This window comes from Microbulbifer agarilyticus (assembly GCF_019800665.1).
In the GTDB taxonomy this organism is placed as follows: Bacteria; Pseudomonadota; Gammaproteobacteria; order Pseudomonadales; family Cellvibrionaceae; genus Microbulbifer; species Microbulbifer agarilyticus_C.
Map to the genome: position 1 here is coordinate 967,479 of NZ_JAHVKO010000001.1, position 20,418 is coordinate 987,896.

18 protein-coding genes are annotated in these 20,418 nt (G+C 55.4%); 4 read left to right on the forward strand and 14 right to left on the reverse strand.

Annotated features, from left to right (window positions below; genetic code table 11):
- Positions 1 to 34: 34 nt before the first annotated feature.
- The 3 genes from KUV22_RS04005 to metK form a co-directional block, all read right to left on the reverse strand.
- Positions 35 to 2,614, reverse strand: coding sequence for a TonB-dependent receptor (locus KUV22_RS04005; protein ID WP_222228574.1), 2,580 nt, complete (start codon positions 2,612 to 2,614; stop codon positions 35 to 37).
- Between the two features lie 422 nt (positions 2,615 to 3,036).
- The gene (gene ahcY, locus KUV22_RS04010; RefSeq protein WP_261319094.1) at positions 3,037 to 4,419 is read right to left on the reverse strand and encodes an adenosylhomocysteinase; all 1,383 of its coding nucleotides are present in this window, start codon (positions 4,417 to 4,419) and stop codon (positions 3,037 to 3,039) included.
- 114 nt (positions 4,420 to 4,533) lie between these two features.
- The gene (gene metK, locus KUV22_RS04015; RefSeq protein WP_222228578.1) at positions 4,534 to 5,751 is read right to left on the reverse strand and encodes a methionine adenosyltransferase; all 1,218 of its coding nucleotides are present in this window, start codon (positions 5,749 to 5,751) and stop codon (positions 4,534 to 4,536) included.
- A gap of 231 nt (positions 5,752 to 5,982) precedes the next feature.
- Between metK and KUV22_RS04020 the strand changes: the two genes are divergently transcribed.
- Complete coding sequence (locus tag KUV22_RS04020) at positions 5,983 to 7,428, forward strand: sodium/proline symporter (RefSeq protein ID WP_222228580.1); 1,446 nt, start codon at positions 5,983 to 5,985, stop codon at positions 7,426 to 7,428.
- 191 nt (positions 7,429 to 7,619) lie between these two features.
- Here the strand turns inward: KUV22_RS04020 and KUV22_RS04025 are convergent, their stop codons facing one another.
- The 11 genes from KUV22_RS04025 to KUV22_RS04075 all read right to left on the reverse strand — a co-directional run bounded on the left by KUV22_RS04025 (position 7,620) and on the right by KUV22_RS04075 (position 17,575).
- Positions 7,620 to 8,795: an aromatic ring-hydroxylating dioxygenase subunit alpha gene (locus KUV22_RS04025; protein WP_222228582.1), complete on the reverse strand. Its 1,176-nt coding sequence runs from the start codon at positions 8,793 to 8,795 to the stop codon at positions 7,620 to 7,622.
- A gap of 107 nt (positions 8,796 to 8,902) precedes the next feature.
- Complete coding sequence (locus tag KUV22_RS04030) at positions 8,903 to 10,018, reverse strand: CaiB/BaiF CoA transferase family protein (RefSeq protein WP_261319095.1); 1,116 nt, start codon at positions 10,016 to 10,018, stop codon at positions 8,903 to 8,905.
- 39 nt (positions 10,019 to 10,057) lie between these two features.
- A complete protein-coding gene (locus tag KUV22_RS04035) occupies positions 10,058 to 11,254 on the reverse strand; it encodes a CaiB/BaiF CoA transferase family protein (protein WP_222228584.1) in 1,197 nt (398 codons plus the stop codon).
- Positions 11,254 to 12,423, reverse strand: coding sequence for an acyl-CoA dehydrogenase family protein (locus KUV22_RS04040; RefSeq protein WP_222228586.1), 1,170 nt, complete (start codon positions 12,421 to 12,423; stop codon positions 11,254 to 11,256). Before KUV22_RS04040 ends, KUV22_RS04035 begins: the two co-directional genes overlap by 1 nt.
- A gap of 25 nt (positions 12,424 to 12,448) precedes the next feature.
- Positions 12,449 to 12,967 (reverse strand): MaoC family dehydratase, encoded by a 519-nt coding sequence (locus tag KUV22_RS04045; protein WP_010130715.1) that lies wholly within the window; start codon positions 12,965 to 12,967, stop codon positions 12,449 to 12,451.
- 20 nt (positions 12,968 to 12,987) lie between these two features.
- Complete coding sequence (locus KUV22_RS04050) at positions 12,988 to 13,821, reverse strand: HpcH/HpaI aldolase/citrate lyase family protein (RefSeq protein WP_222228588.1); 834 nt, start codon at positions 13,819 to 13,821, stop codon at positions 12,988 to 12,990.
- The gene (locus KUV22_RS04055; RefSeq protein ID WP_222228590.1) at positions 13,821 to 14,720 is read right to left on the reverse strand and encodes a polysaccharide deacetylase family protein; all 900 of its coding nucleotides are present in this window, start codon (positions 14,718 to 14,720) and stop codon (positions 13,821 to 13,823) included. The genes KUV22_RS04050 and KUV22_RS04055 overlap by 1 nt, the downstream gene beginning before the upstream one ends.
- Before the next feature lie 24 nt (positions 14,721 to 14,744).
- Positions 14,745 to 15,596 (reverse strand): SDR family NAD(P)-dependent oxidoreductase, encoded by an 852-nt coding sequence (locus KUV22_RS04060; protein ID WP_222228592.1) that lies wholly within the window; start codon positions 15,594 to 15,596, stop codon positions 14,745 to 14,747.
- Positions 15,597 to 15,621: 25 nt separating this feature from the next.
- Positions 15,622 to 15,933, reverse strand: a complete 312-nt coding sequence (locus tag KUV22_RS04065) for an REDY-like protein HapK (protein WP_222228594.1) — start codon at positions 15,931 to 15,933, stop codon at positions 15,622 to 15,624.
- A 244-nt stretch (positions 15,934 to 16,177) separates the two neighbouring features.
- Positions 16,178 to 16,864, reverse strand: coding sequence for a glutathione S-transferase family protein (locus tag KUV22_RS04070; RefSeq protein ID WP_222228595.1), 687 nt, complete (start codon positions 16,862 to 16,864; stop codon positions 16,178 to 16,180).
- 45 nt (positions 16,865 to 16,909) lie between these two features.
- Positions 16,910 to 17,575 (reverse strand): hypothetical protein, encoded by a 666-nt coding sequence (locus tag KUV22_RS04075; protein ID WP_222228596.1) that lies wholly within the window; start codon positions 17,573 to 17,575, stop codon positions 16,910 to 16,912.
- 187 nt (positions 17,576 to 17,762) lie between these two features.
- On the opposite strand from KUV22_RS04075, the gene KUV22_RS04080 reads away from it, so the two are divergent.
- The 3 genes from KUV22_RS04080 to KUV22_RS04090 are packed head-to-tail and all read left to right on the forward strand — an operon-like array spanning position 17,763 to position 20,371.
- The gene (locus KUV22_RS04080; RefSeq protein WP_029249727.1) at positions 17,763 to 18,434 is read left to right on the forward strand and encodes an isochorismatase family protein; all 672 of its coding nucleotides are present in this window, start codon (positions 17,763 to 17,765) and stop codon (positions 18,432 to 18,434) included.
- Between the two features lie 18 nt (positions 18,435 to 18,452).
- Positions 18,453 to 19,412, forward strand: coding sequence for a polysaccharide deacetylase family protein (locus KUV22_RS04085; protein ID WP_222228597.1), 960 nt, complete (start codon positions 18,453 to 18,455; stop codon positions 19,410 to 19,412).
- A gap of 14 nt (positions 19,413 to 19,426) precedes the next feature.
- The gene (locus KUV22_RS04090; RefSeq protein WP_261319096.1) at positions 19,427 to 20,371 is read left to right on the forward strand and encodes a polysaccharide deacetylase family protein; all 945 of its coding nucleotides are present in this window, start codon (positions 19,427 to 19,429) and stop codon (positions 20,369 to 20,371) included.
- The last annotated feature ends 47 nt before the right edge of the window (positions 20,372 to 20,418 follow it).

Below are 20,418 nucleotides of genomic sequence, written 5' to 3' on the forward strand. Positions count from 1 at the left end.
GCGGGCAAAGTCACACTCAATAAGGCGAGAACGATTAGAAGCGGTAGCCTACTGTCAGGCTGCTCATACGGCCCATACGGTTAACGATGGACGGGGCCTGATTCTGGGTCCAGATAAACGGACGGTAGGCACTGGAGGGCGTGTCATCATCCATCAGGTTTTTCACGCTGAGCTGGCCATACCAGTTGTCACCCTCGATACCGGTTACCAGATTGGTATCCCAGTGATCGTCGATCCACAGGGTGTTCACGGTGTTGATGTAGCGCTTGTCCTTCCATACGGAGCTCAGGTCCATATAAAACTCGGCACCGTTGGCCATGTCGCGCGAGTAGCGCACGCCCGCATTGAAGGTATTCCGGTAGTTGTTGATCATCGTCTTGCCGGACAGATCACCATCGGAAACCATCAGGTTGCTCATGACTTCACAGCCGCCGCCCAGAACTGGCAAACAGTATGGGTAAGCGGTTGCATCAAGCCCCATCGCTTCGTAATCCACGTAACCGAAGGTCACACTTTGCACACCCTTAACCACTTCCGCATCGTTGAAGGTATAGGCTGAGTGGAAGGCCCAGTTATCGCTGATCTGGAAGGCAGTCTCGATTTCGATACCGCGGATTTCTACCGCACCCAGGTTAGTGGTGATCGCCGCAGGAATGGTGGCGCCGTTACTGAACTGGGAGAACTGACGAATATGCTGGTCATCCCAATCGATACGGTAGGCGGCGATATTCATGTAACCGCGGCCATCCAGAACCGTGCGCTTAGCGCCCAGCTCGAAGGTAAGGTTGGTTTCCGGATCGTAGAGCATTTCGGACTCTACCGGAGTACCACCATTGATGCCTCCAGACTTGGTACCCTTGGCGATATTCAGATAGAAGTTGGTGTATTCATCGTAGGTGTACGTCGCAATCAGACGCGGAGACACCCAATCCCAATCACCTTGAACCTCACCCTGAGCACCGGTGAAGTGCAGAACATTGTTCGCAACCTTGTCTTCACGGGTATAACGCGCTTCCACACCCACGTTCAGCTTGTCGGTCACGTCATACGCGAGCGCCGCAAATGCCGAGGTTACTTCAGTGCTGTGGTTGGTCTGGGTAATCTTGGTTGCATTACCGTTCTCATCTACCGCCAGAATGGAAGATGCAATAGACGCGGAGTTAATCTCATCGCCGAACGGACTGCCGCTCGCCGGCAGTGCACTGGAGGTCAGCCACTGATCAAGCTCCACTTCTGAATACAGCAAGCCTGCGCTCCACTGCAGCGGGCCAGCATCGTTGGACTGAATGCGGAATTCCTGGCTGAACGCGGTGCGATCATCATTGGGCTGACCGCCGTAGTTGTAGGCCATGACATTCAGCAGATAGGCGTTGGTGCCACCCAAATTGACGGTGGCAACATGGTTGGGCATGTCCTCAGTGGGCGTTACCGGGGAAAAACCGTTGCTTACCGGAATCACCGGGGCAAACACCATGGTAGGCGCCATATAAGCGTTGGCATAGCCTTGCAGGGAGCGGGTCACGGTATCCGATGCCGCGGTGATGGAAGTCAGGGTAACGTCGGCAATATCCCAATTCACGCGCAGGCTGTACAAATCGGATTCATTGGTAACCCCGAACGCATTGCCAGCGAAACCGTCCGGGTCGGCCGCCTTAGCTTCCCCGTAGTAGGCGCTGGGAGCGCCAGTCACCGCCGCCATGCCGGCTGGCGTCAGAGTGTTCGCGCCCGGAATATAGTGCACACTCGGAATCAGGAAAGGCGCACCGCCGGTAGCCATGGGATTGATCTCAGCGGCGTGCTCAGCGTTGGGGGTTACTTCGTAGCCCGCGTTGTGATGCTCGTGCACATCCACATGCGCCACAGAGAGGTCAAGTTCGAGGGAGTCGGTCGGGGTAAACAACACGCGCAGGCGCTGCGCTTCGTTGTCGATACCGCCCAGATAGGTATCACCCTGCTTGAAGGTAGAACCAGACTCGGAGTCCACCAAATCCAGGCTGACCGCCAGTTTGTCGCCAATGGCGCTGGCGATACGGGCCTCGACGCCGGACTGGCCTTCCGCACCGGTGGTGGCTTCGATCTTGGCCTCAAATTCTTCGGTAGGCTTGGTGGTGATGTAATTCATGGCGCCGGAAAAGGCGTTGCGACCATAGATCGCAGACTGGGGGCCGCGCACCACTTCCACGCGTTCCAGGCCCATCATCGGCATGAAGGTAGAAGCACGGCCGGAGACATACACACCATCGACAAACATAGCCACGTTGGTGTCGTCACCGATAAGGCCCGGCTGGCTCATACCGCGAATGGTAATAGCGCCGGTAGCGATGGTGCCTGAGGAGTCATAAACAAGACCCGGTGAACTGCGCACCACATCGCGCAAGTCCTGCATGGCAGAGCGCTCAATGTCTTTCTCTGAGAAGGCATTGATGGCCACAGGAATTTCCTGAAGGCTCTCAGTCCGGTTACGGGCGGTGACCGTGACTTCTTCTAATACTGGCTGTCCTCGATTGATGTCACCGTCTTGTTTGACCGCTTCATCAGAAGCCGCCATAGCGGTTGATGCGAGGCTTCCGGCCACTACCGCAATGTAGAGCGGCTGCTGCTTGAATTTGGACATTAGTCCCTCCGAGGCTCAATTATCTTTTTATTAATGCCTGAGTGGTCTGCAACAACTTCAAGGGTAAATGCATGAACTGGAGTAATCCAAAGTCCCTTTGCTGACGTAACCCGTATATGGCTTTTTGTTTACATCGAGAACACAGTAACAAGCAGCAAATGTACTATCAATATAACATTTAACCCGAACTCGCGGATAAATTGAGAAAAGTCAATTTTCACAGATGTCCAATATCCGGTATTTCCCCCACCTACTGATTCCGCCCAAACAACGGGCGCAACCTGCCCCAAAATCAGCTCTGGAGCACCAAAATAGGCATCCTTCCCTAACGGTGGTGGCGGCAAAATAAACCAACCTATAAAACTAAACCCCCGCCGCGACAATCGCAACGGGGGTTTTGATACCAGAGAGAAGATATCGCCTTAGTATTTGTAGCTGTCAGGCTTGTAAGGCCCCTCAACATCCACGTTAATGTACTCGGCTTGAGTATTAGTCAAGCGGGTTACCACACCACCAAAGCCTTCCACCATGTCTTTTGCTACCTCTTCATCCAGCTTCTTGGGCAGCACCTTCACGTACAGTTGTGCCGACTTCTCCGCTTGCGGAAGGTCTGCAAACTTGCGCTCCCACAGGTAGATTTGGGCCAGAACCTGGTTAGCAAAGGACCCATCCATAATGCGTGAAGGGTGACCAGTCGCGTTGCCAAGGTTTACCAGACGACCTTCGGACAGCAGGATCAGGTGATCGTTGCTTGCGCGATCGCGGTAGATCTTGTGCACTTGCGGTTTTACTTCTTCCCACTCGTAGTGCTCGCGCATAAAGGCTGTGTCGATTTCGTTGTCGAAGTGACCGATGTTACAAACCACTGCACCATTTTTCAGAGTCTGCAGCATGGCTGCGTCACACACGTTAACGTTGCCGGTAGTGGTAACCAGCAGATCTGTGGTGCCGAGTACCGCGGTATCAATATCGGCGATTTCACCGGTGTTCACGCCATCTTTGTAGGCGGAAACCACCTCAAAGCCGTCCATACAGGCCTGCATCGCGCAGATTGGGTCGATCTCGGTCACCTTTACGATCATGCCCTCTTGGCGCAAGGACGCGGCAGATCCTTTACCCACATCACCGTAGCCAATAACCAGCGCTTTCTTGCCGGACAACAGGTGGTCGGTACCGCGCTTGATCGCATCGTTCAAAGAGTGACGACACCCGTACTTGTTGTCGTTTTTGGACTTGGTTACCGCATCGTTTACGTTGATCGCCGGCACCTTCAGCTCGCCTTTGTCCAGCATCTCAATAAGGCGATGCACCCCGGTAGTGGTCTCTTCACTGATACCGTGGATGCGATCCAGCAGCGCCGGGTACTTTTCATGGCACAGCTGAGTCAGGTCGCCGCCGTCATCCAGAATCATGTTTGCGTCCCAAACATCACTGCCATCTTTTTCGGCCAGTACGGTTTGCTCGATGCACCACCAGAATTCGTCTTCGGTTTCACCCTTCCAGGCAAATACCGGAATACCGGCCGCAGCAATCGCCGCGGCAGCGTGATCCTGAGTAGAGAAGATATTGCAGGAAGACCAGCGCACATCTGCCCCAAGCTCCACCAGAGTCTCAATCAGTACCGCAGTCTGGATGGTCATGTGGATACAACCCATGATCTTGGCGCCTGCCAGCGGCTGCGACTGCTTGTACTTGCGGCGCAACGCCATCAGTGCGGGCATCTCCCCTTCTGCGATCGCAATTTCCTTGCGTCCCCACTCCGCCAAGTTGATATCGGCAACTTTGTAGTCTGTAAAATTTGTCATTTGTATTTCCACATTCGCTGGTCGGCGAAGGTAAATCGCACACCTCATCCGACCGGCTTGAATAGTATTTTGAGAGAATAAAACCCCGGCACGCGTCGTGCCGGAGAAACTCAGTTATTCGCCCACCGCACGCTGCAGGGCTTCTACCTTGTCGGTCTTTTCCCAGCTGAAAGCGGTAAAGGTTGCTGATTTTTCCTCACCACCCTCTTTCCAGGTGTAGGTGTGCTCAAACGGCTCGCGACCAAAGTGCCCGTAAGAAGCCGTCAGCTGATACATCGGATGCTGAAGGTCCAGCACGCGGGTAATCGCGTATGGACGCAGGTCGAATACCTCGCGAATTGCCTGGATCAGCTGCGCATCAGAAACCTTACCGGTACCAAATGTGTTAACGGATACCGAAGTGGGCTCAGCAACACCAATCGCATAAGAAACCTGTACTTCACAGCGATCGGCGAGGCCCGCGGCAACGACGTTCTTGGCAACATAACGGCCAGCATAGGCAGCAGAACGGTCTACTTTTGAAGGGTCTTTACCGGAGAAGGCCCCACCGCCGTGACGAGCCATACCACCGTAGGTGTCTACAATAATTTTACGGCCGGTAACGCCTGCATCACCTACCGGGCCACCAATCACAAAATTACCCGTTGGGTTGATGTGGTACTGGGTACCTTCATGCAGAAGCTCGCTCGGCAGCACCTCGAGGATGATGTTCTCCATCACCGCAGCCTTGAGTTCTTCTTGAGAAATGTCTGGTGAATGTTGAGTAGACAGTACTACCGCATCAATCGCTTCCGGCTTGCCGTCTTCGCCATAGCGGAAAGTCACCTGGCTTTTCGCATCAGGACGCAACCACGGCAGGATATTTTTCTTTCTCAGGTAAGACTGACGCTCCACCAGACGGTGCGAGTAATACACTGGTGCGGGCATCAGGGTCGGGGTTTCGTTAGTGGCATAACCAAACATCAAACCCTGGTCGCCAGCACCCTGATCTTCCGGCTTCGCACGGTCAACGCCCTGGTTGATATCGACAGACTGCTTGCCAATGGCATTGATCACTGCACAGGTTGAACCGTCATAGCCCACATCGGAGCTGTTGTAGCCGATGCCCGTAATCACATCCCGCACCACGTCTTCCAGGTCGACATAGCAGCTGGTGGTCACCTCACCTACCAACATGGCAAGTCCGGTTTTCACTACGGATTCAACCGCCACACGGGCGTCCGGATCCCGCGCAATAATTGCATCCAGTACGGCATCGGAAATTTGATCGGCCATTTTGTCCGGGTGACCCTCGGATACAGACTCCGAGGTAAAAACGGAATATTCAGACATAGGTGCATCTACCTTATTAATTGCTTTAATGCGGGCGCCGACAACCAGCGGTGAAGACGCCATACACCCAGTCTACCCACACAGATCTACATCAAAATATTTTGATATAGCTATTTTTGATAAATCGCAATTTCCCTCCATATCTCACACTTAGGGGCATGTAATCGGCGTGGAAACCTGAGATATTCACTTCGTCCAATACCAATAAAACCAACGCATCGTAGGCCCTGCATGGATATTTCCGTCGCCCTGTACACCCTGGTAATTTACAAAGTACTGCTGCTATTGATCGGTTTTTGGTCGCAGCGGCGCACCAGCAATACCAAGGACTATTTTCTCGGTGGGCGCAATCTTGGACCTGTTGTTGCCGCCATCAGCTACGGCGCGAGCAGCGCTTCGGCGTGGACATTACTCGGTATGAGTGGCGTGGCCTTTGTACTCGGCGTATCCGCGATCTGGATCGCTGCCGGTGCGGTGTTGGGGTGCATCTTTTCCTGGATATGGATCGCGCCCCGCTTGATGCGCTACACCCGCGACAAGGACCAGATCACCCTCACCAACTTCCTTGCAGAAGATCAACGCCAGCAAAAATCGGATGCACATCAGGGCGTACGACTGGTCGCTTCCATCGTGATTTTGCTGTCGTTCGTGGTTTACATCGCCGCGCAATTCCAGGGGGCTGCCACCACATTCTCTTCTGCTTTCGACATGCCGCTTATCGAGAGCCTGATACTGGGGGCTGCGATCATCACCATTTACACCTACCTCGGTGGCTTCTGGGCGGCCAGTATCACCGACACCGTGCAAGGCGGGCTGATGCTGTTTGCAGCGGTATTACTACCCACCGTTGCATTTATGAATATCGGTGGCTGGGAGGCGATCCGTCAATCCACGCTGTTCACCCCGGAAGCATGGTCATTGACTGGGAAGAATGTCGGGCTTTCCGCGGTTGGATTTATCGCCGGCAGCCTGGCTATCGGCATCGGCACATTGGGGCAGCCTCACCTCCTGCACCGCTTTATGGCCCTAAGAGATGCGCGGGCACTTAAGCAGGCGCGGGTGATATCAATCAGCTGGTTCTCCATCGTATTTCTGAGCATGTTCAGCCTGGGCCTTATGGGCAAGATATTGCTGCCCGACCTGCAAGATCCGGAAACACTGTTCTTCGAGCTTTCCTCTTTACTCCTGAATCCGTTAGTAGCCGCGGTATTACTCGCCGCAGTGCTGTCCGCAATTATGTCTACTGCCGATAGCATGCTACTCGTAGTAGCCTCAACAATTTCCTACGACCTCCGGTTGCAACGGCTTATGCCGCAGCGGGCGCTACTGGTATCACGCCTGTCTATGCTGGCGGTCACCGTCGTCGCCGTGCTAATCGCGCTCTTCTTACCTGCCACTATTTTCGAGCGCGTGCTATTCGCATGGATCGCAATTGGCTCCGCCTTTGGCCCCACCATTTTGGCTCGGCTGGCGGGGATGCAACTCGCGTCTGCGAGCGTGATGCGTTCCATTGCCACCGGCTTCATACTCGCCGTGGTTCTCTCACTTTTCCCGAATACCACCGGCGATTGGGCGGAGCGCTTGATCCCGTTTACCGCGGCCACACTGGTACTTTTACTCCCTTTTTTCGCTATGGGGTTGTCCGCACGCGTTAACCGTAAAGAAGCGATTGAATAACGCGTTAATCGGCTACAAGCGCACTCCAGACACTCCCCTACTCCGGGTTTGATGTGATCTAGCCGCTGTCATACGCACAAAAAAAGCCGCGCAAATGCGCGGCTTTTTTGTGTTCTAACTTTATGCTCTAGCTTTTGTGCTCTGGCCGTGTTGTCTAAGCTTAGGCGACGCGAGTTGTCGCCCTTGTTTTATCAGACCGGTTCCGTTGACGCAGGCTCCCCAGCCGGCGCAGCGGCAGCACGTCGGGTCGGCGCAATCAGCGGTACCGTATCCAAAGCCCACTTAAAGTGTGGGTTCAGGCGGCGCGCCGGTGAAGGAATGGTAAACACCTTTTCTCCTTCGTACGGCTTCATCGCCTTGGTATCGATTTTCCAGCCTTTCTCTTCGATATGCTTGCGGCGAATCATTCGCCAGGCGCCCATAAACTTGTCCTGCTCTACGGAGACTTCGTTCTCCAGCGACTCTGGCAGATAGTTGGGAGAAAGCTGCGAAACAATATCGCCGTCCTCACCGAATACCCGCTTGGTACGCTTTTTCGCACCGCCATCGAAAATAGGCCACTTGAAGAAGTTACGCACCTGCACCGCAAATGAACGTGTGGTGTTTTCATCGATCGGCGTGTTCGCATCAAAGATGATCATCTCCATCCAGGAGTTAACCTTGATGTGCAGGCGCACACAGTGCCCTGGCAGATAAAACGCCGGGGTTACGTAGGTCGCTGCTTTATCCGCGCGGAAAAGCTTGTTCAGGCCGAAGTTGCCTTCCAGTTGCGGTGGGTAAAGCACATTGTCGGAGGAACCCCAATACTCACCGCGGTTGACCTTGAGAATTTCATTCTTGTCGGCCATTTCCGGGTAACCGAATCCGGGGTGTACAAATGCGGTATGGGCAATATCGATACCGTTCTCTACTACCCGATCAACGGAGCCTTCCCAGTTGTACTCTACTTCGACCGGACGCCAGTTTTCCTTGTCTTCATACTCAGGGAAGTCTGGGATCGGATAGCGCTCTTCTTCTGGAAGATCACCGAGAAACACCCAAATCATTCCGTAGCGTTCTTCTGTGGGGTAGGCGTCGATACGCGCGCGTTCCGGGATCGCAGATCCTTCGCCACGGGAGGGAATGAATTGCACCTTACCTTCGGCATCAAACTCCCAGCCATGATACGGGCAGGCAACACAATCACGTTTGGTGGTCCAACCCTTCGACAGTGAACCCCCGCGGTGGATACAAACATCGCTGAGGCAATTTACCTTGCCGGCTTTGTCCCGAAAAAGGACAAAGTTCTGGCCAAGCATTTTCACCCGAACAGGTTTGTCTTTTACCGTTTTGGACCACTCCGCCACGTACCAAAGGTTCGTCAACATGATTAGCACCTCAGTGTGTTATTGATCTCGACATTTTTACGTAATGCTGTGCGTCAAAGATCACTTATTTTTCTGATAAGGGTTACGTTTTGTCACGCATTTTCGTGTCAGGCTTCCAGACCTGTATTAAGTAAACTTTCATTGTGCTCACCCAGTTCAGGCAACCGCGTGTTTACTTGTGCAGGCTCATCAAGAAACTTGATTGGCACCCCAAGGTGCCGGTTCCCCTGATCATCTTCAAAAACCATTTCACGGCTTTTCAAGTGCGGCTCGTCCAGTGCTTCATGCAATTGACGTACCGGCGACCAGCAAACATCCAGACCATCAAACCAGGCCTCCCATTCCGCCAGGGTACGGCGGGAAAACTCAGCCTGCAGGAAAGCAATCGCCTCACTCTGCTCACCGGGCGCACGCTTGCAGATTTCTGCGAGCTCTGGACGCCCTAATTTGGCAAACAGGTTTTCCGCAAACTTCACTTCGCTGCCGCCCAGTGTCAAATAGCAGTCATCACTGGTGCGATAAATTCGATACATGGCATTCCCGCCCCAGGAACGCTCATCTTTGACCACCGGGGAGCGGCCTTCGACGAAGACCGGCCCCACCGCATTGGGCAGCCATGCAATCAGGCTGTCTTGCATGGAGATATCCAGATAGTCGCCTTTCCCGGTCTCGCTACGACGCACTAACGCCATCAGTATGCCCGATAACGCCATCAATGACCCGGCAATATCGGCCACAGGCATCGCAGGAGAACACGGCTCACCATTACTCCCCTCATTGAGGAATACCGTTCCGGATTCGGCCTGGATACTGAGATCATGCGCAGGCTTTAAGCGTTTTTCTCCGGTCTGGCCAAAGGCGGAAATCGAGCAATAGACCAGTCGAGGATTGCGGGCAATGAGGGTCTCGTAGTCCAGCCCCAAGCGAGCCATTGCCCCGGGACGGAACCCTTCGACAAACACATCGGCGCTATCGATGAGCGCAAGAAGTTGCGCCTTTTGCTCCGGGTCTTTCAGGTTCAGGCAGAGGCTCTTCTTGCCACGATGGGTGTTTCTGAACCAGACCGCTTCGCCATTTTTGCGCAGCCCAATGTTGCGGGTTGGCTCGCCACTAGGTGGCTCTACCTTGATCACTTCGGCTCCGTGATCCGCCATCATCATGGTGAGGTGCGGTCCCGGTAGAAAGAGAGAAAGGTCGACGACGCGGATACCTTGTAACTTCATAAAAAGACTATCTCTTGTCAGTGCCGATGCGCGCCCTACTCAGATAACTCGATCAGCCGCCAATCGCTCGACGTCTTCCGCTGAGTATCCAAGTCCATCAAGAAGGTCTTTGGTGTCTGCACCTAGCGCCGAGCAACCGATACCTGAGGGCCTGTTTCCGTCAAATTTTAACGGGCTTGCCAGCACTCTGAATTGACTATTATCAACATGTCCCACCGGCTGCAGCATCTGGGTTTGCGCCAACCAGGGGTTATCCATGGCCTCGGCAAAGGTATTTACCGGTGCAATGGGTAACTTGCCGGCAAAACGTTCTATCCAATAGGCGTTCGGCTGTCTGGCAAACTCGGCATCGAATATTTCGGATAGCACCTCACGATGCTGCCTGCGATCGGCCGGTGAGCTAAAGCGGGCGTCCGCCAGCAGATCCTTTCTGTCCAGGCCTTCGGCCAGAATCTGCCAAAACTTTTCCGTCATCGCCATGACGAAGACCCAACCATCGGCGCTGCGATAAATCTGGCAAGGTACCGTGGACGGGTGACCCGAGCGCGCGACACGCTCCGTTTCATGGCCTCGGTTCAAATACCAGGTAGCAGGGTATGTGAGTTGGGTCACCGCGACATCAAACAGGTTGACGTCCACATCGCGCCCCCTCCCGCCACGCAAGGTACCCACCAAGGCACCCAACACCGCCATCGCCAGCGTCACGCCGCTCATAAAGTCGACCATCGACAGACCAAAGCGCGCAGGTGGCGTTCCCGGCTCACCGGTAAGGTCCATAAAACCGGCTTCCGCCTGCATCAGATAGTCGTAGCCCGGCCAGTTGGCGCGGTCATTATCTCGGCCATATGCCGATAAATGGCCACAAATTATTTCGGGTTTAATCGCGCCCAAGTGATCGTAATCCAACCCGAGCTTCGCGGGCTGATCCCCGCGGAGGTTGTTCATTACTACATCCGCACTGCGCACCAGACGCTCAAAGATTTCACGCCCCTGCGGGCTTTTCAGGTCCAGTGTCAGGCTCTTCTTACTGCGATTGAAGGTCTGAAAGAAGTCGCTGTCGTTGTCACCCAGAAAATACGGACCGGACTTGCGTGCAATATCGCCACCGGTCGCGGGGTTTTCAATCTTGATGACTTCAGCCCCCATGTCCGCCAGCTGCATTGAGCCGAACGGACCGGCGCCGTACTGCTCAACAGCAATGACACGGATACCAGCCAGGGGTTTTGTCGCTTCCATCAGATGCCCTCACGCGCCGCCAGTTGCTTGGCAATAATGATGCGCTGCATTTCGTTGGTACCCTCGCCCACACACATCAGCATGGCATCCCGGTAATAGCGCTCTATCTCGTACTCGGTAGAGAAGCCATAGCCGCCAAAAATCCGCATCGCTTCCTGAGAACAGAAAACACCCGCTTCACTGGCAAAATACTTGGCCATACCAGCTTCCAGGTCGCAGCGTTGGCCGCTGTCATACATGCGCGCTGCCTGGTCTACCAGCAGCTTGGCCGCCTCAACCTTGGCCGCCATTTCGCCGAGCTTCAGCTGAATTGCCTGATGCTTAATGATTGGCTTGCCGAAGGTTTCGCGCTCCTGGGCATAGCGCAATGCCAGCTTCAGCGCGCCCTGTGCAATACCTGCTCCGCGAGCGGCGACGTTTATGCGCCCGAGTTCAAGACCGCCCACGGCAATGTGGAATCCACGACCTTCCTCACCGCCCACCAGCTGATCGATGGATACACGAAAGTCTTCGAACACAACCTCGGCGGTATCAATCGCGCGATAACAGGTCTTCTTGATTTTATTGATGGTGATGCCCGGCAGCAGATTACCTTCATCATCCTTGGTGCGGATGATCAGCATGGACATGCCCCGGTGACGCGGCTCGGCATCGGGATCGGTTTTTACCAAGAGCGCAAGGCAGTTACCGTTGAGAGCATTGGTGATCCACATTTTGCTGCCGTTCACCACATACTCGTCACCCTCGCGGCGCGCCACACAGCGAATAGATTGCAAATCGGTTCCGGCATTCGGTTCAGTGAGTGCAATACCACCGCGCAGCGTACCCTCGGCCATCAGCGGCAAATACTGCTGTTTTTGCTCTTCAGTACCGAAACGCTCGATTGCAGCGGCCATGATGAGATGTGAATTAAAGATACCGCCAGGTGCCATCCACGCTGCGGAAATTTTCTGCACGATGCGGGCGTAGGTCGATGCCGACAAAGAAAGCCCGCCGAACTCTTCGCCAATGGTGGCACCGAACAGGCCGAGCTCCTTCATGGTCTCTACCAATTCGTGCGGATACTCATCGGCCAGGTCTTTTTCCCGTGCAATGGGTGCGACATCATTGGCAACAAATTTATCAATGGTATCGAGGATCGCGGCCTCGTCTTCTGCACTCCAGCTCATCGCCGTCTCCTGAAACTATTCGCACTCAGTAATTTACTTTGTCTTCCATTTCCGCGCCGCGCTTCCAAACCAGCACCTTGCGGACAAAAGAGCACACCTCGGTTCCGTCTTGATTGAAACCACGGGTTCGCACGGTAACAATGCCCTGGGTTGGGCGAGACTTGGATGCGCGCTTTTCCAACACTTCCGATTCAGCGTAAAGTGTGTCGCCAACAAACAGTGGCGCAGACATGCGGATATCGTCCCAACCGAGATTGGCAATGGCTTTTTGGCTGATGTCGGTCACGCTCATACCCACCATCAGGGCCACGGTAAATGGGCTGCAGACGAGCGGCTTGCCAAATTCGGTACCTGCGGCGTATTCCTTATCGAAATGCGCAGGGTGGGTATTCATGGTCAGCAGCGTAAACCAAGTGTTATCGGTTTCGGTGATGGTGCGACCTGGGCGGTGTTCATAGGTATCACCCACGGTAAAGTCGTCAAAGAAACGTCCAAACGTTTCCCGGTACCGGTTTTCACCGACCTGTTTTACTTCTCCAGCCATAGCTATTTTCCTACTGCGATTCAGACTAATTCTTTATCGACGTCTGATCGGGCGATCAAACGACGAGCACTATCAACGATGGGCTGATCAACCATGCGGCCATCGACAACGACCGCGCCACCATTCGCCTGTTCAAAGGCATCTAGCATTTTTCGAGCAGTTGCCAGCGCTTCCTCAGAAGGCGCAAAAGCCCGGTGAATGGGATCAACTTGTGCGGGATGGATTGCCGCTTTAGCGGAGAATCCTAATGCGGAAACCCGGCGGGTTTCCTGCTCCAAACCCTCAGCATCCTGCACACTTAAATACGGAACATCGATGACTGGTAAACCGTGTAAGGCTGCAGTCACCACGATCTGCGAACGCGCCCACAGCAATGGTTCCCAGGAAAACTCGGCACCTATTTGCGCGGCGAAATCTGCGCCGCCAAACATAACCGCGTCCAAGTTGGGGGCCTGGCAAATCGCATCCAAGGACAACAGACCGGAGGCGCTTTCTATCAATGCGATCCAACGTACCTTGCCGGCAAGTACACTGTTGGCTTGGGGGATATCATTCTGTGATTCCGTCTTCGCCAGCATTAAGCGCGCAGGCAGTGTGCCCTGAGACAGGGCCACCAGATCGTCCCTGCCCGCTTCCGTGGCCACGGCATTAATACGCACGCAAAGACGCGCCAAACGCGCCGCGTCACAGCTTGCCAGAAACGCACATACCGCCGCGCGCGCATCCGCCTTGTTTGCAACCGGTACGGCATCTTCAAGATCGATACACACGACATCCGCCGAACTGGCGAGAGCCTTTTCAAATCTCTCCGGGCGATTGCCCGGTACGAACAGCAGGCTGCGAATATCAAACATTAGAAACGCTCCCAGCCGCGCAGCGGTTCGCGAATTTGATTGGCAGGCACCTGTGCGGCAAACGTATCGGCAATTTCCGCCCGGGTCGCAAACCAGACGCCATCCTGGGCGCGGGCATACTTCAGGAATTCATCGAGTGCACCGATACGTCCGGGCCGCCCGATGATTCGCAAATGCAGCCCCAGCGACATCATGCGCGTTTGCTCTGCACCTTCCTGCAACAGGGTATCCAGCGTGCGGCAGGCATAGTCGAGCCAGGCATCCGGGGTAAGTGACGGAGCCGTCCAGAATTTCATGTCGTTGGAATCAATGGCATAGGGCAACACCAACATCGGGTCGTCAGTGCCTTGGACCGGCGCCCAAAAAGGCGCGTCGGCACTATAGTCGTCCATGTGGTAATCGAAGCCCTCTTCCTGCAGCAGGCGACGGGTGTTGTCCGTGTGCAGGTAACGGCTCAACCAACCGCGGGGGCGCTGTCCGGTAGTCTCGGAAATGGAGGTAATGGCATCGCGGATAAAGGCTCTCTCCTCATCCTCGGCCATGGCAAACTGATGCTGCCAGCGATAACCATGGCTACAGACTTCGTGCGCGCCTTCGCGAATAAATTGGGCAATCTGCGGCGCCCGCTCAAGGGCTACCGCCGCCGCACAAAAAGTTGCCGGTACCTGGTAGCGCTCCAGCAGTGCCTGGATGCGCGGCCAACCCTCGCGAATACCGTACTCGTAATTACTTTCATTGGCGTGGGCACGAATGGGCTTACGCGGGGCAACCCCCAGCTCATCCACGGGCTCCGGGCCCCGGTCCCCATCGAGCAGCGTGCTCTCTGAGCCTTCCTCGACATTAACAACAATCGACAGTGCCAGCCGTGCATTGTCCGGCCACGCTACTTGCTTGCTCATACCCGATAATCTCTCACAAGCGGATCAGTGATATTCCTCACCGCCGGAGACATTCATCGCCTCTCCGGTGATGTAGGAAGCTTCGTCGGAACACAGGAAGGCACAGGCTTTGGCGATATCTTCCTGCAACCCCGGACGCCCCAGTGGAATACGCGCACGCATATCTTCCATGTAGCGGTCGTGCCCTTTCCCGGTGACTTCGGAAAAGTGCGCGTTTTGCCAGGCACCGAGGCCGGTAGTTACATGGTTCGGGCAGATGGTATTTACCGTAATCCCCTCGGGACCCAGCTCCTGGGCTGCAGAACGCGTGAGCCCGACCATTCCGTGTTTTGATGCGGTATAGGCAGCGGCATGGGCAAAGCCGGATTTGGAAGCCTGGCTGCCGATGTTGATGATTCGCCCACCGCGCCCCTGCCGCAACATGACTTCTGCGGCGTACTTGATGCCGAGAAACGTACCGCGCAGATTGACGCCCAGAACGGCATCCCACTTGTCTACAGCCATTTCAACGATGGGTTCCATCAGGTAGCCAATGCCGGCGTTGTTGACCCAGATATCCAGACTGCCGAAATGCCCGAGGGCAAATTCCGCTGCGGACTGCACTTCCTGGGGCTCCAGTACGTTGCAGGAAAAGGTGGCAACCTCACCGCCGGCATCGCGAATTTCACGGGCGATCTCTTCCATTTCCGCCGTGGTTCCAACCGCGTTTTCCGGCAGGTTCTCGCCCTGCCCGCGGCCGATATCCGTCAGTACCACTTTGACGCCTTCCGCTGCCAGGCGCCGCGCCATCGCTTCCCCCAGCCCCTTCCGGCGGCCGGCTCCCGTAATCACGGCAACTTTGCCTTTCAGCTCCGGATACTTGCCCATTGCTTCCATCTGCCACGCTCTCCGTTGTCTTTGATCAAATAGATTCGGTCAAAATGAATTGCGGGTTGTCGGCAAACTGCTGGAACTCCGCCGCAACGCGCTGCATCGTCTCGCTGGATACATCCGCCCCCAACTTTTCCATGCTGTTTACTTCGAGCAGTTCGACGTATTGGTACGGAGCGGGCGCGTCGGCACCGAGCAGGCCGGTGGTACGCAGTACAGAGAATTGATTGACCGATGCGAGATCGCGCACCGTGGGTAAATCGGTAGTGTTAGCCCACTGCTCGTAATCGGACGGGTTAACACCGGGTTTGAGGTTAAACAGCACAACGATCATGGTAGCCATGGCAGGCGCTCCGACGGTTAAGTGAATGTCACCAACATCCTATTCTTGAGATATTGTTATGTCAATATAACATTTGGTACGCCAGAGTCCCTGTAAAGCGTATTTCAAGCTTCCAAGAAAACGCCCTTTCGCACCGAGAAATCGAATCGCGAGGACCAAACTGAGAGCCCCAAACCGGGAGACCTAAAAAAGGGAATACGCCACCCACGGACAAACGCCGCCGCAGGTGCGACAAACAATACGATCAGGCCTTGGCGGCTAGTCCTTCTGCGAACTTGCGGTAGGCCACCGCCATTTCCTGCAAGGTCTCACTGATGGCATCTACGGCGTTGACCTTCTGCCACCAGGCGGAAAGCGCAGGAAACGCTGCGAGCGGTGCATCCACCCCCACTACCGGGGACAGCTCCTCCAGGTAGCGTATGGTGGGCGCCAACGCCAAATCGCCCAGGTTCAGCGCGCGCTCACTGCCAAAGTCCGCCATCAAGCGCTCACCTTTCGCCAGCTCAGCGTGGAGACCTTTTGCCATTTCCTCTCGGTCGACATTGCCACCGGACATCACCGCCCGAAACAGCGGGAACAAGGCATTCACCGCCAGATGCAGGTCTGCATAGCGCGCCAACATGCGCATTTGTGCACGTTCAACCGGCGATTCAGGGAGCAGCGCACTGCCACCGCTTACCGGTGTTTCCGCGAGAAATTCCATAATCGCCCAGCTCTCGGCAATCGTCTCCCCGCTTTCCAGCTCAAGAACCGGCAACTTGCCCAGCGGAAACCGCTCGTAAAAGGCCTCGGTGCGCAGCGGCACGGGCGGCGGCAACCCCTCAACAGGCAGGTTATCCAGCCGCGCCTGCATGCGCACACGCGTGGCGTAAGGAGAGTGCGGGAGGCTGAACAGCTTCATGGATGAGAGCTTCATGGGTGAGAGCTTCATGAGTGATTTCCTTGGGTGACTTCCTTGGGTAGCGCCTTGCTGGGTTCAATAAATGAGGTGCAAGCCATAGGCAGCGTTTGCCAGCAGCCCCAGCCAAATCAGATAGACAAATGGTCGACAGGAGGCGATGGAACCACGAATGGTCTGGTTGACAGAATCACTGCTATCACCGGCCATCAACTTGCCCCAGGCAGCGCCAAACGCCACCAGACGCATACGAATCAGCAAGCCACACAGCACCAGCAAGGCAAAAATACCCAGCTTGATCGCCAGCCAATCCGCCGCGAGGATGAAATTGGTTGCCAGTGCGTAGCCTGCGAGCCCCAACAGGCCCACGATCAGGACTACACGCAGGTAAAAGTCGAGACGGGTCAATACAGGAATAAAGGGTTTGCCGTGGGCGAAATGAAGGGTTGCGACCAGCGCAAACCACGCAAGACACAGCCCCCAGGCCAGCCACAGCCAGAACGGAGCCACTGCCCACTGGCCGGACATATACGCCAACTGCAGCCCAAGAGGCAGGATCAGTGGCATACAGAAGCGCGGGCCCTGGTCACACCCCATCATGATGGTAAGTGCCGTACTCCGCGCCTGCGGGGAAAGGTCCGACCGGGTGACGTAGCGACTTGCGTAAAAAGTGCCCAAATCACCACCAAGCCAATAAACAAAGCACAAGTTGTGCAGCAACTTTACAAACAGATAAGCACTCATAGGGATAGCTTCTTATTGGTTTTCCCTCACCATACCGCAAGAAAACCCCCGCGCATTGCTATAAGTCAAAACCCAGGGGCCGATGGATTGCTAACATCCTCCGATATGACGCCGTAAGCCGAACCATGAGCCCCGGCGTCCATCACAGGATGACAGTCACCTCCCAGCCACATTGCAGGTATTCGCTATGGAAACCACAACGAAAACAGCCAAAGAAATCTACCTGGAAGTGAAAGCCAACCCCGCCCGCAAACGCTTTGGTTTCGGCCGCAAGGCCGCTCTCGTGAATGTGGACCCACAAAAGGCCTATACACGCACCGACCTGTTCAAAACCGCGTATGAGACCGACCCCAACCAGATGCACTACACCAACGAACTGGCCAAAAGCTTTCGTGCCAAGGGCTGGCCGGTCATCTGGACCCATGTGGCCTATATGGAGTCCGGTGAAGATGCCGGCATCTGGGGCACGCGCACCGACACCCCGGACTCCCTGCAAAATATCAAATTCGACTCCACCCGCACCGAGTTCGACGACCGGCTGGAGATAGACCGCCAACGCGATGTCATCTACTGCAAAAAAATGCCCAGCGCCTTTTTTGAAACCCAGCTGCAATCCCTGCTGGTGTGGCATCAGGTCGACACCGTGATCATTACCGGTGGCTCCACTTCCGGGTGCATCCGCGCAACCGCGGTAGACAGCCTTTCCCGCGGTTACCGCACCATCGTTCCGGAAGAGTGTGTAGCGGACAAGCACGAGAGCTACCACTTCGCCAATCTCACCGACTTGTCGCTCAAGTATGCCGATGTGGTGGATGTGGCAGAGGTGTTCCAGTGGCTGGAAAACGGCAACAACGAATAAGCAATATCGAGGCTGACCATGCGATCCGACCCCGGCTTCTACGACTACTGGCCCTACCACGAAAGACCCAAACTGCGCTGGCCTAACGGAGCGCGCGTAGCGTTCTGGGTAGCGCCAAATATTGAGTTTTATGAGCTGAACCCGCCAGCAAACCCACACCGCAAAGCGTGGCCGCAACCCAGCCCTGCGGTGCCGGGATACAGCATTCGCGATTACGGCAACCGGGTCGGGCATATGCGGCAGATGGCCCTGCTGGACAAGTACGGGATTCGCGGCTCCATTTCGCTGTCTACGGCACTGTGCGATCACCATCCGGAAATCATCGATCTCTGCCGAGAGCGTAACTGGGAATTCTTCAGCCACGGGATTTACAACACCCGCTACACCTACGGCATGTCCAGCGAACAGGAACGGGACATGATTCGCGATTCGATGGAAACGATTCATCGGCACACCGGCCAGAAGTGCGCCGGATACCTGGCCCCAGCGCTCTCGCATTCGGAAGAAACCCTCGACCTGTTCGCGGAAACCGGCACAGAGCTGTTTGGCGATGAAGGCGGCTTTTACACCTGCGACCTGTTCCACGATGATCAGCCCACGCCAATCAACTTGCGCAGCGGCAAGCGCTTCGTGTCAATACCCTATTCGCTGGAAATGAACGACACCATTGCTTACGTGGTCAACAAAGTGGAACCCCGTCGCTACGGGCAGATGCTGCGAGATAATTTTGACCGTTTGTATCAGGAAGGTGCGGAGAGTGGCACCGTGATGTGCATCCCCACGCACAACTACCAGGTAAGCTGCCCCCACCGCCTGCGTGCCTTTGAAGAAGCGCTCGAATACATCACCGGCCGCTCCGACGTTTGGGTGACCACTGGTCGCGAAATTGCCGAATACTACCTGCAGAATTATTACGACACCGCGCGGGCAGACATCCAAGCAAAAAATGCGACTGCGGCTCGAGAGGTACAGCCATGAGCGGAGAAAAGGCCATGAGTGATACGAAAGCCCTGCCCCCAGAGCACCTCCAATACCCCGAGCGCCACTACGGCATGGACCACGATCTCTACTCCTGGGAAATGCTGACCAATCGCAAACCGGTACACTGGCAGCAGGGAAAACTGGCGCTGTGGGTCAACGTCAGCCTGCAGTTTTTTCCCCTCAATCAACGCGGCCTGCCATTTCCCCCGGCCGGCGGCATGACCATGCCCTACCCCGACCTGCGCCATTTTTCCCTGCGAGACTATGGCAACCGAGTCGGTATCTACCGCATTCTGCGCGCACTGGATAAATACAATATCAAGCCGACGTTTGCCGTGAACGGCGAACTGGTACAGCGTGCGCCATACCTGCTCCACCTGCTGCGCGAACGCGGTGACGAAGTGATCGCCCACGGCTGGAATATGGACAGCCCCCACTACGGCGGGCAATCGAAAGGCGTGGAAAAAGAATTGATCTCCCGCACTCTGAGCTCCTTGCGTAAAGCCAGTGGGCAGGAGGTTCGCGGCTGGCTGAGCCCCGGCAAAGTGCACAGCGAAAACACCCCCACCCTGCTAGCAGAACAGGGCGTTGAGTATTTTTGTGACTGGGTAAACGACGACATGCCCTTCCGCTTCAACACCAACAGCGGTGCGCTGTGGGCGATGCCTCTTTCAACAGAATTGGAAGACCAGTTCATCTTGCGCAACAACCTGCACTCCGAAACTTCCTACGCAGAACAAATGGAAGATGCGTGCCGTTTTCTACTTTCTGAAGCGCAGACCCAGGGTGGTCGCATTCTGGCTCTCAACATCCACCCGTGGATGTTGGGGCAACCTCATCGAATTGCGTATCTTGAACGCGCACTCGAATTTATTACCGCACAACCGGGCGTGTTTAGCGCTCCTGCACACACCCTTCTGCAGCAATGTGAACAGGCGATTGTGGAGCCGGCGTAACCGCTGGCTGGCATTTGATATCAAATGATATATCATTAGCGCTTTTC

Excerpts from the sequence above, each read along its gene's own strand:
- KUV22_RS04005 (WP_222228574.1), bottom strand. The coding sequence starts at position 2,614 with ATGTCCAAATTCAAGCAGCAGCCGCTCTACATTGCGGTAGTGGCCGGA.
- ahcY (WP_261319094.1), bottom strand. The coding sequence starts at position 4,419 with ATGACAAATTTTACAGACTACAAAGTTGCCGATATCAACTTGGCGGAG.
- metK (WP_222228578.1), bottom strand. The coding sequence starts at position 5,751 with ATGTCTGAATATTCCGTTTTTACCTCGGAGTCTGTATCCGAGGGTCAC.
- KUV22_RS04020 (WP_222228580.1), top strand. The coding sequence starts at position 5,983 with ATGGATATTTCCGTCGCCCTGTACACCCTGGTAATTTACAAAGTACTG.
- KUV22_RS04025 (WP_222228582.1), bottom strand. The coding sequence starts at position 8,795 with ATGTTGACGAACCTTTGGTACGTGGCGGAGTGGTCCAAAACGGTAAAA.
- KUV22_RS04030 (WP_261319095.1), bottom strand. The coding sequence starts at position 10,018 with ATGAAGTTACAAGGTATCCGCGTCGTCGACCTTTCTCTCTTTCTACCG.
- KUV22_RS04035 (WP_222228584.1), bottom strand. The coding sequence starts at position 11,254 with ATGGAAGCGACAAAACCCCTGGCTGGTATCCGTGTCATTGCTGTTGAG.
- KUV22_RS04040 (WP_222228586.1), bottom strand. The coding sequence starts at position 12,423 with ATGAGCTGGAGTGCAGAAGACGAGGCCGCGATCCTCGATACCATTGAT.
- KUV22_RS04045 (WP_010130715.1), bottom strand. The coding sequence starts at position 12,967 with ATGGCTGGAGAAGTAAAACAGGTCGGTGAAAACCGGTACCGGGAAACG.
- KUV22_RS04050 (WP_222228588.1), bottom strand. The coding sequence starts at position 13,821 with ATGTTTGATATTCGCAGCCTGCTGTTCGTACCGGGCAATCGCCCGGAG.
- KUV22_RS04055 (WP_222228590.1), bottom strand. The coding sequence starts at position 14,720 with ATGAGCAAGCAAGTAGCGTGGCCGGACAATGCACGGCTGGCACTGTCG.
- KUV22_RS04060 (WP_222228592.1), bottom strand. The coding sequence starts at position 15,596 with ATGGAAGCAATGGGCAAGTATCCGGAGCTGAAAGGCAAAGTTGCCGTG.
- KUV22_RS04065 (WP_222228594.1), bottom strand. The coding sequence starts at position 15,933 with ATGGCTACCATGATCGTTGTGCTGTTTAACCTCAAACCCGGTGTTAAC.
- KUV22_RS04070 (WP_222228595.1), bottom strand. The coding sequence starts at position 16,864 with ATGAAGCTCTCACCCATGAAGCTCTCATCCATGAAGCTGTTCAGCCTC.
- KUV22_RS04075 (WP_222228596.1), bottom strand. The coding sequence starts at position 17,575 with ATGAGTGCTTATCTGTTTGTAAAGTTGCTGCACAACTTGTGCTTTGTT.
- KUV22_RS04080 (WP_029249727.1), top strand. The coding sequence starts at position 17,763 with ATGGAAACCACAACGAAAACAGCCAAAGAAATCTACCTGGAAGTGAAA.
- KUV22_RS04085 (WP_222228597.1), top strand. The coding sequence starts at position 18,453 with ATGCGATCCGACCCCGGCTTCTACGACTACTGGCCCTACCACGAAAGA.
- KUV22_RS04090 (WP_261319096.1), top strand. The coding sequence starts at position 19,427 with ATGAGTGATACGAAAGCCCTGCCCCCAGAGCACCTCCAATACCCCGAG.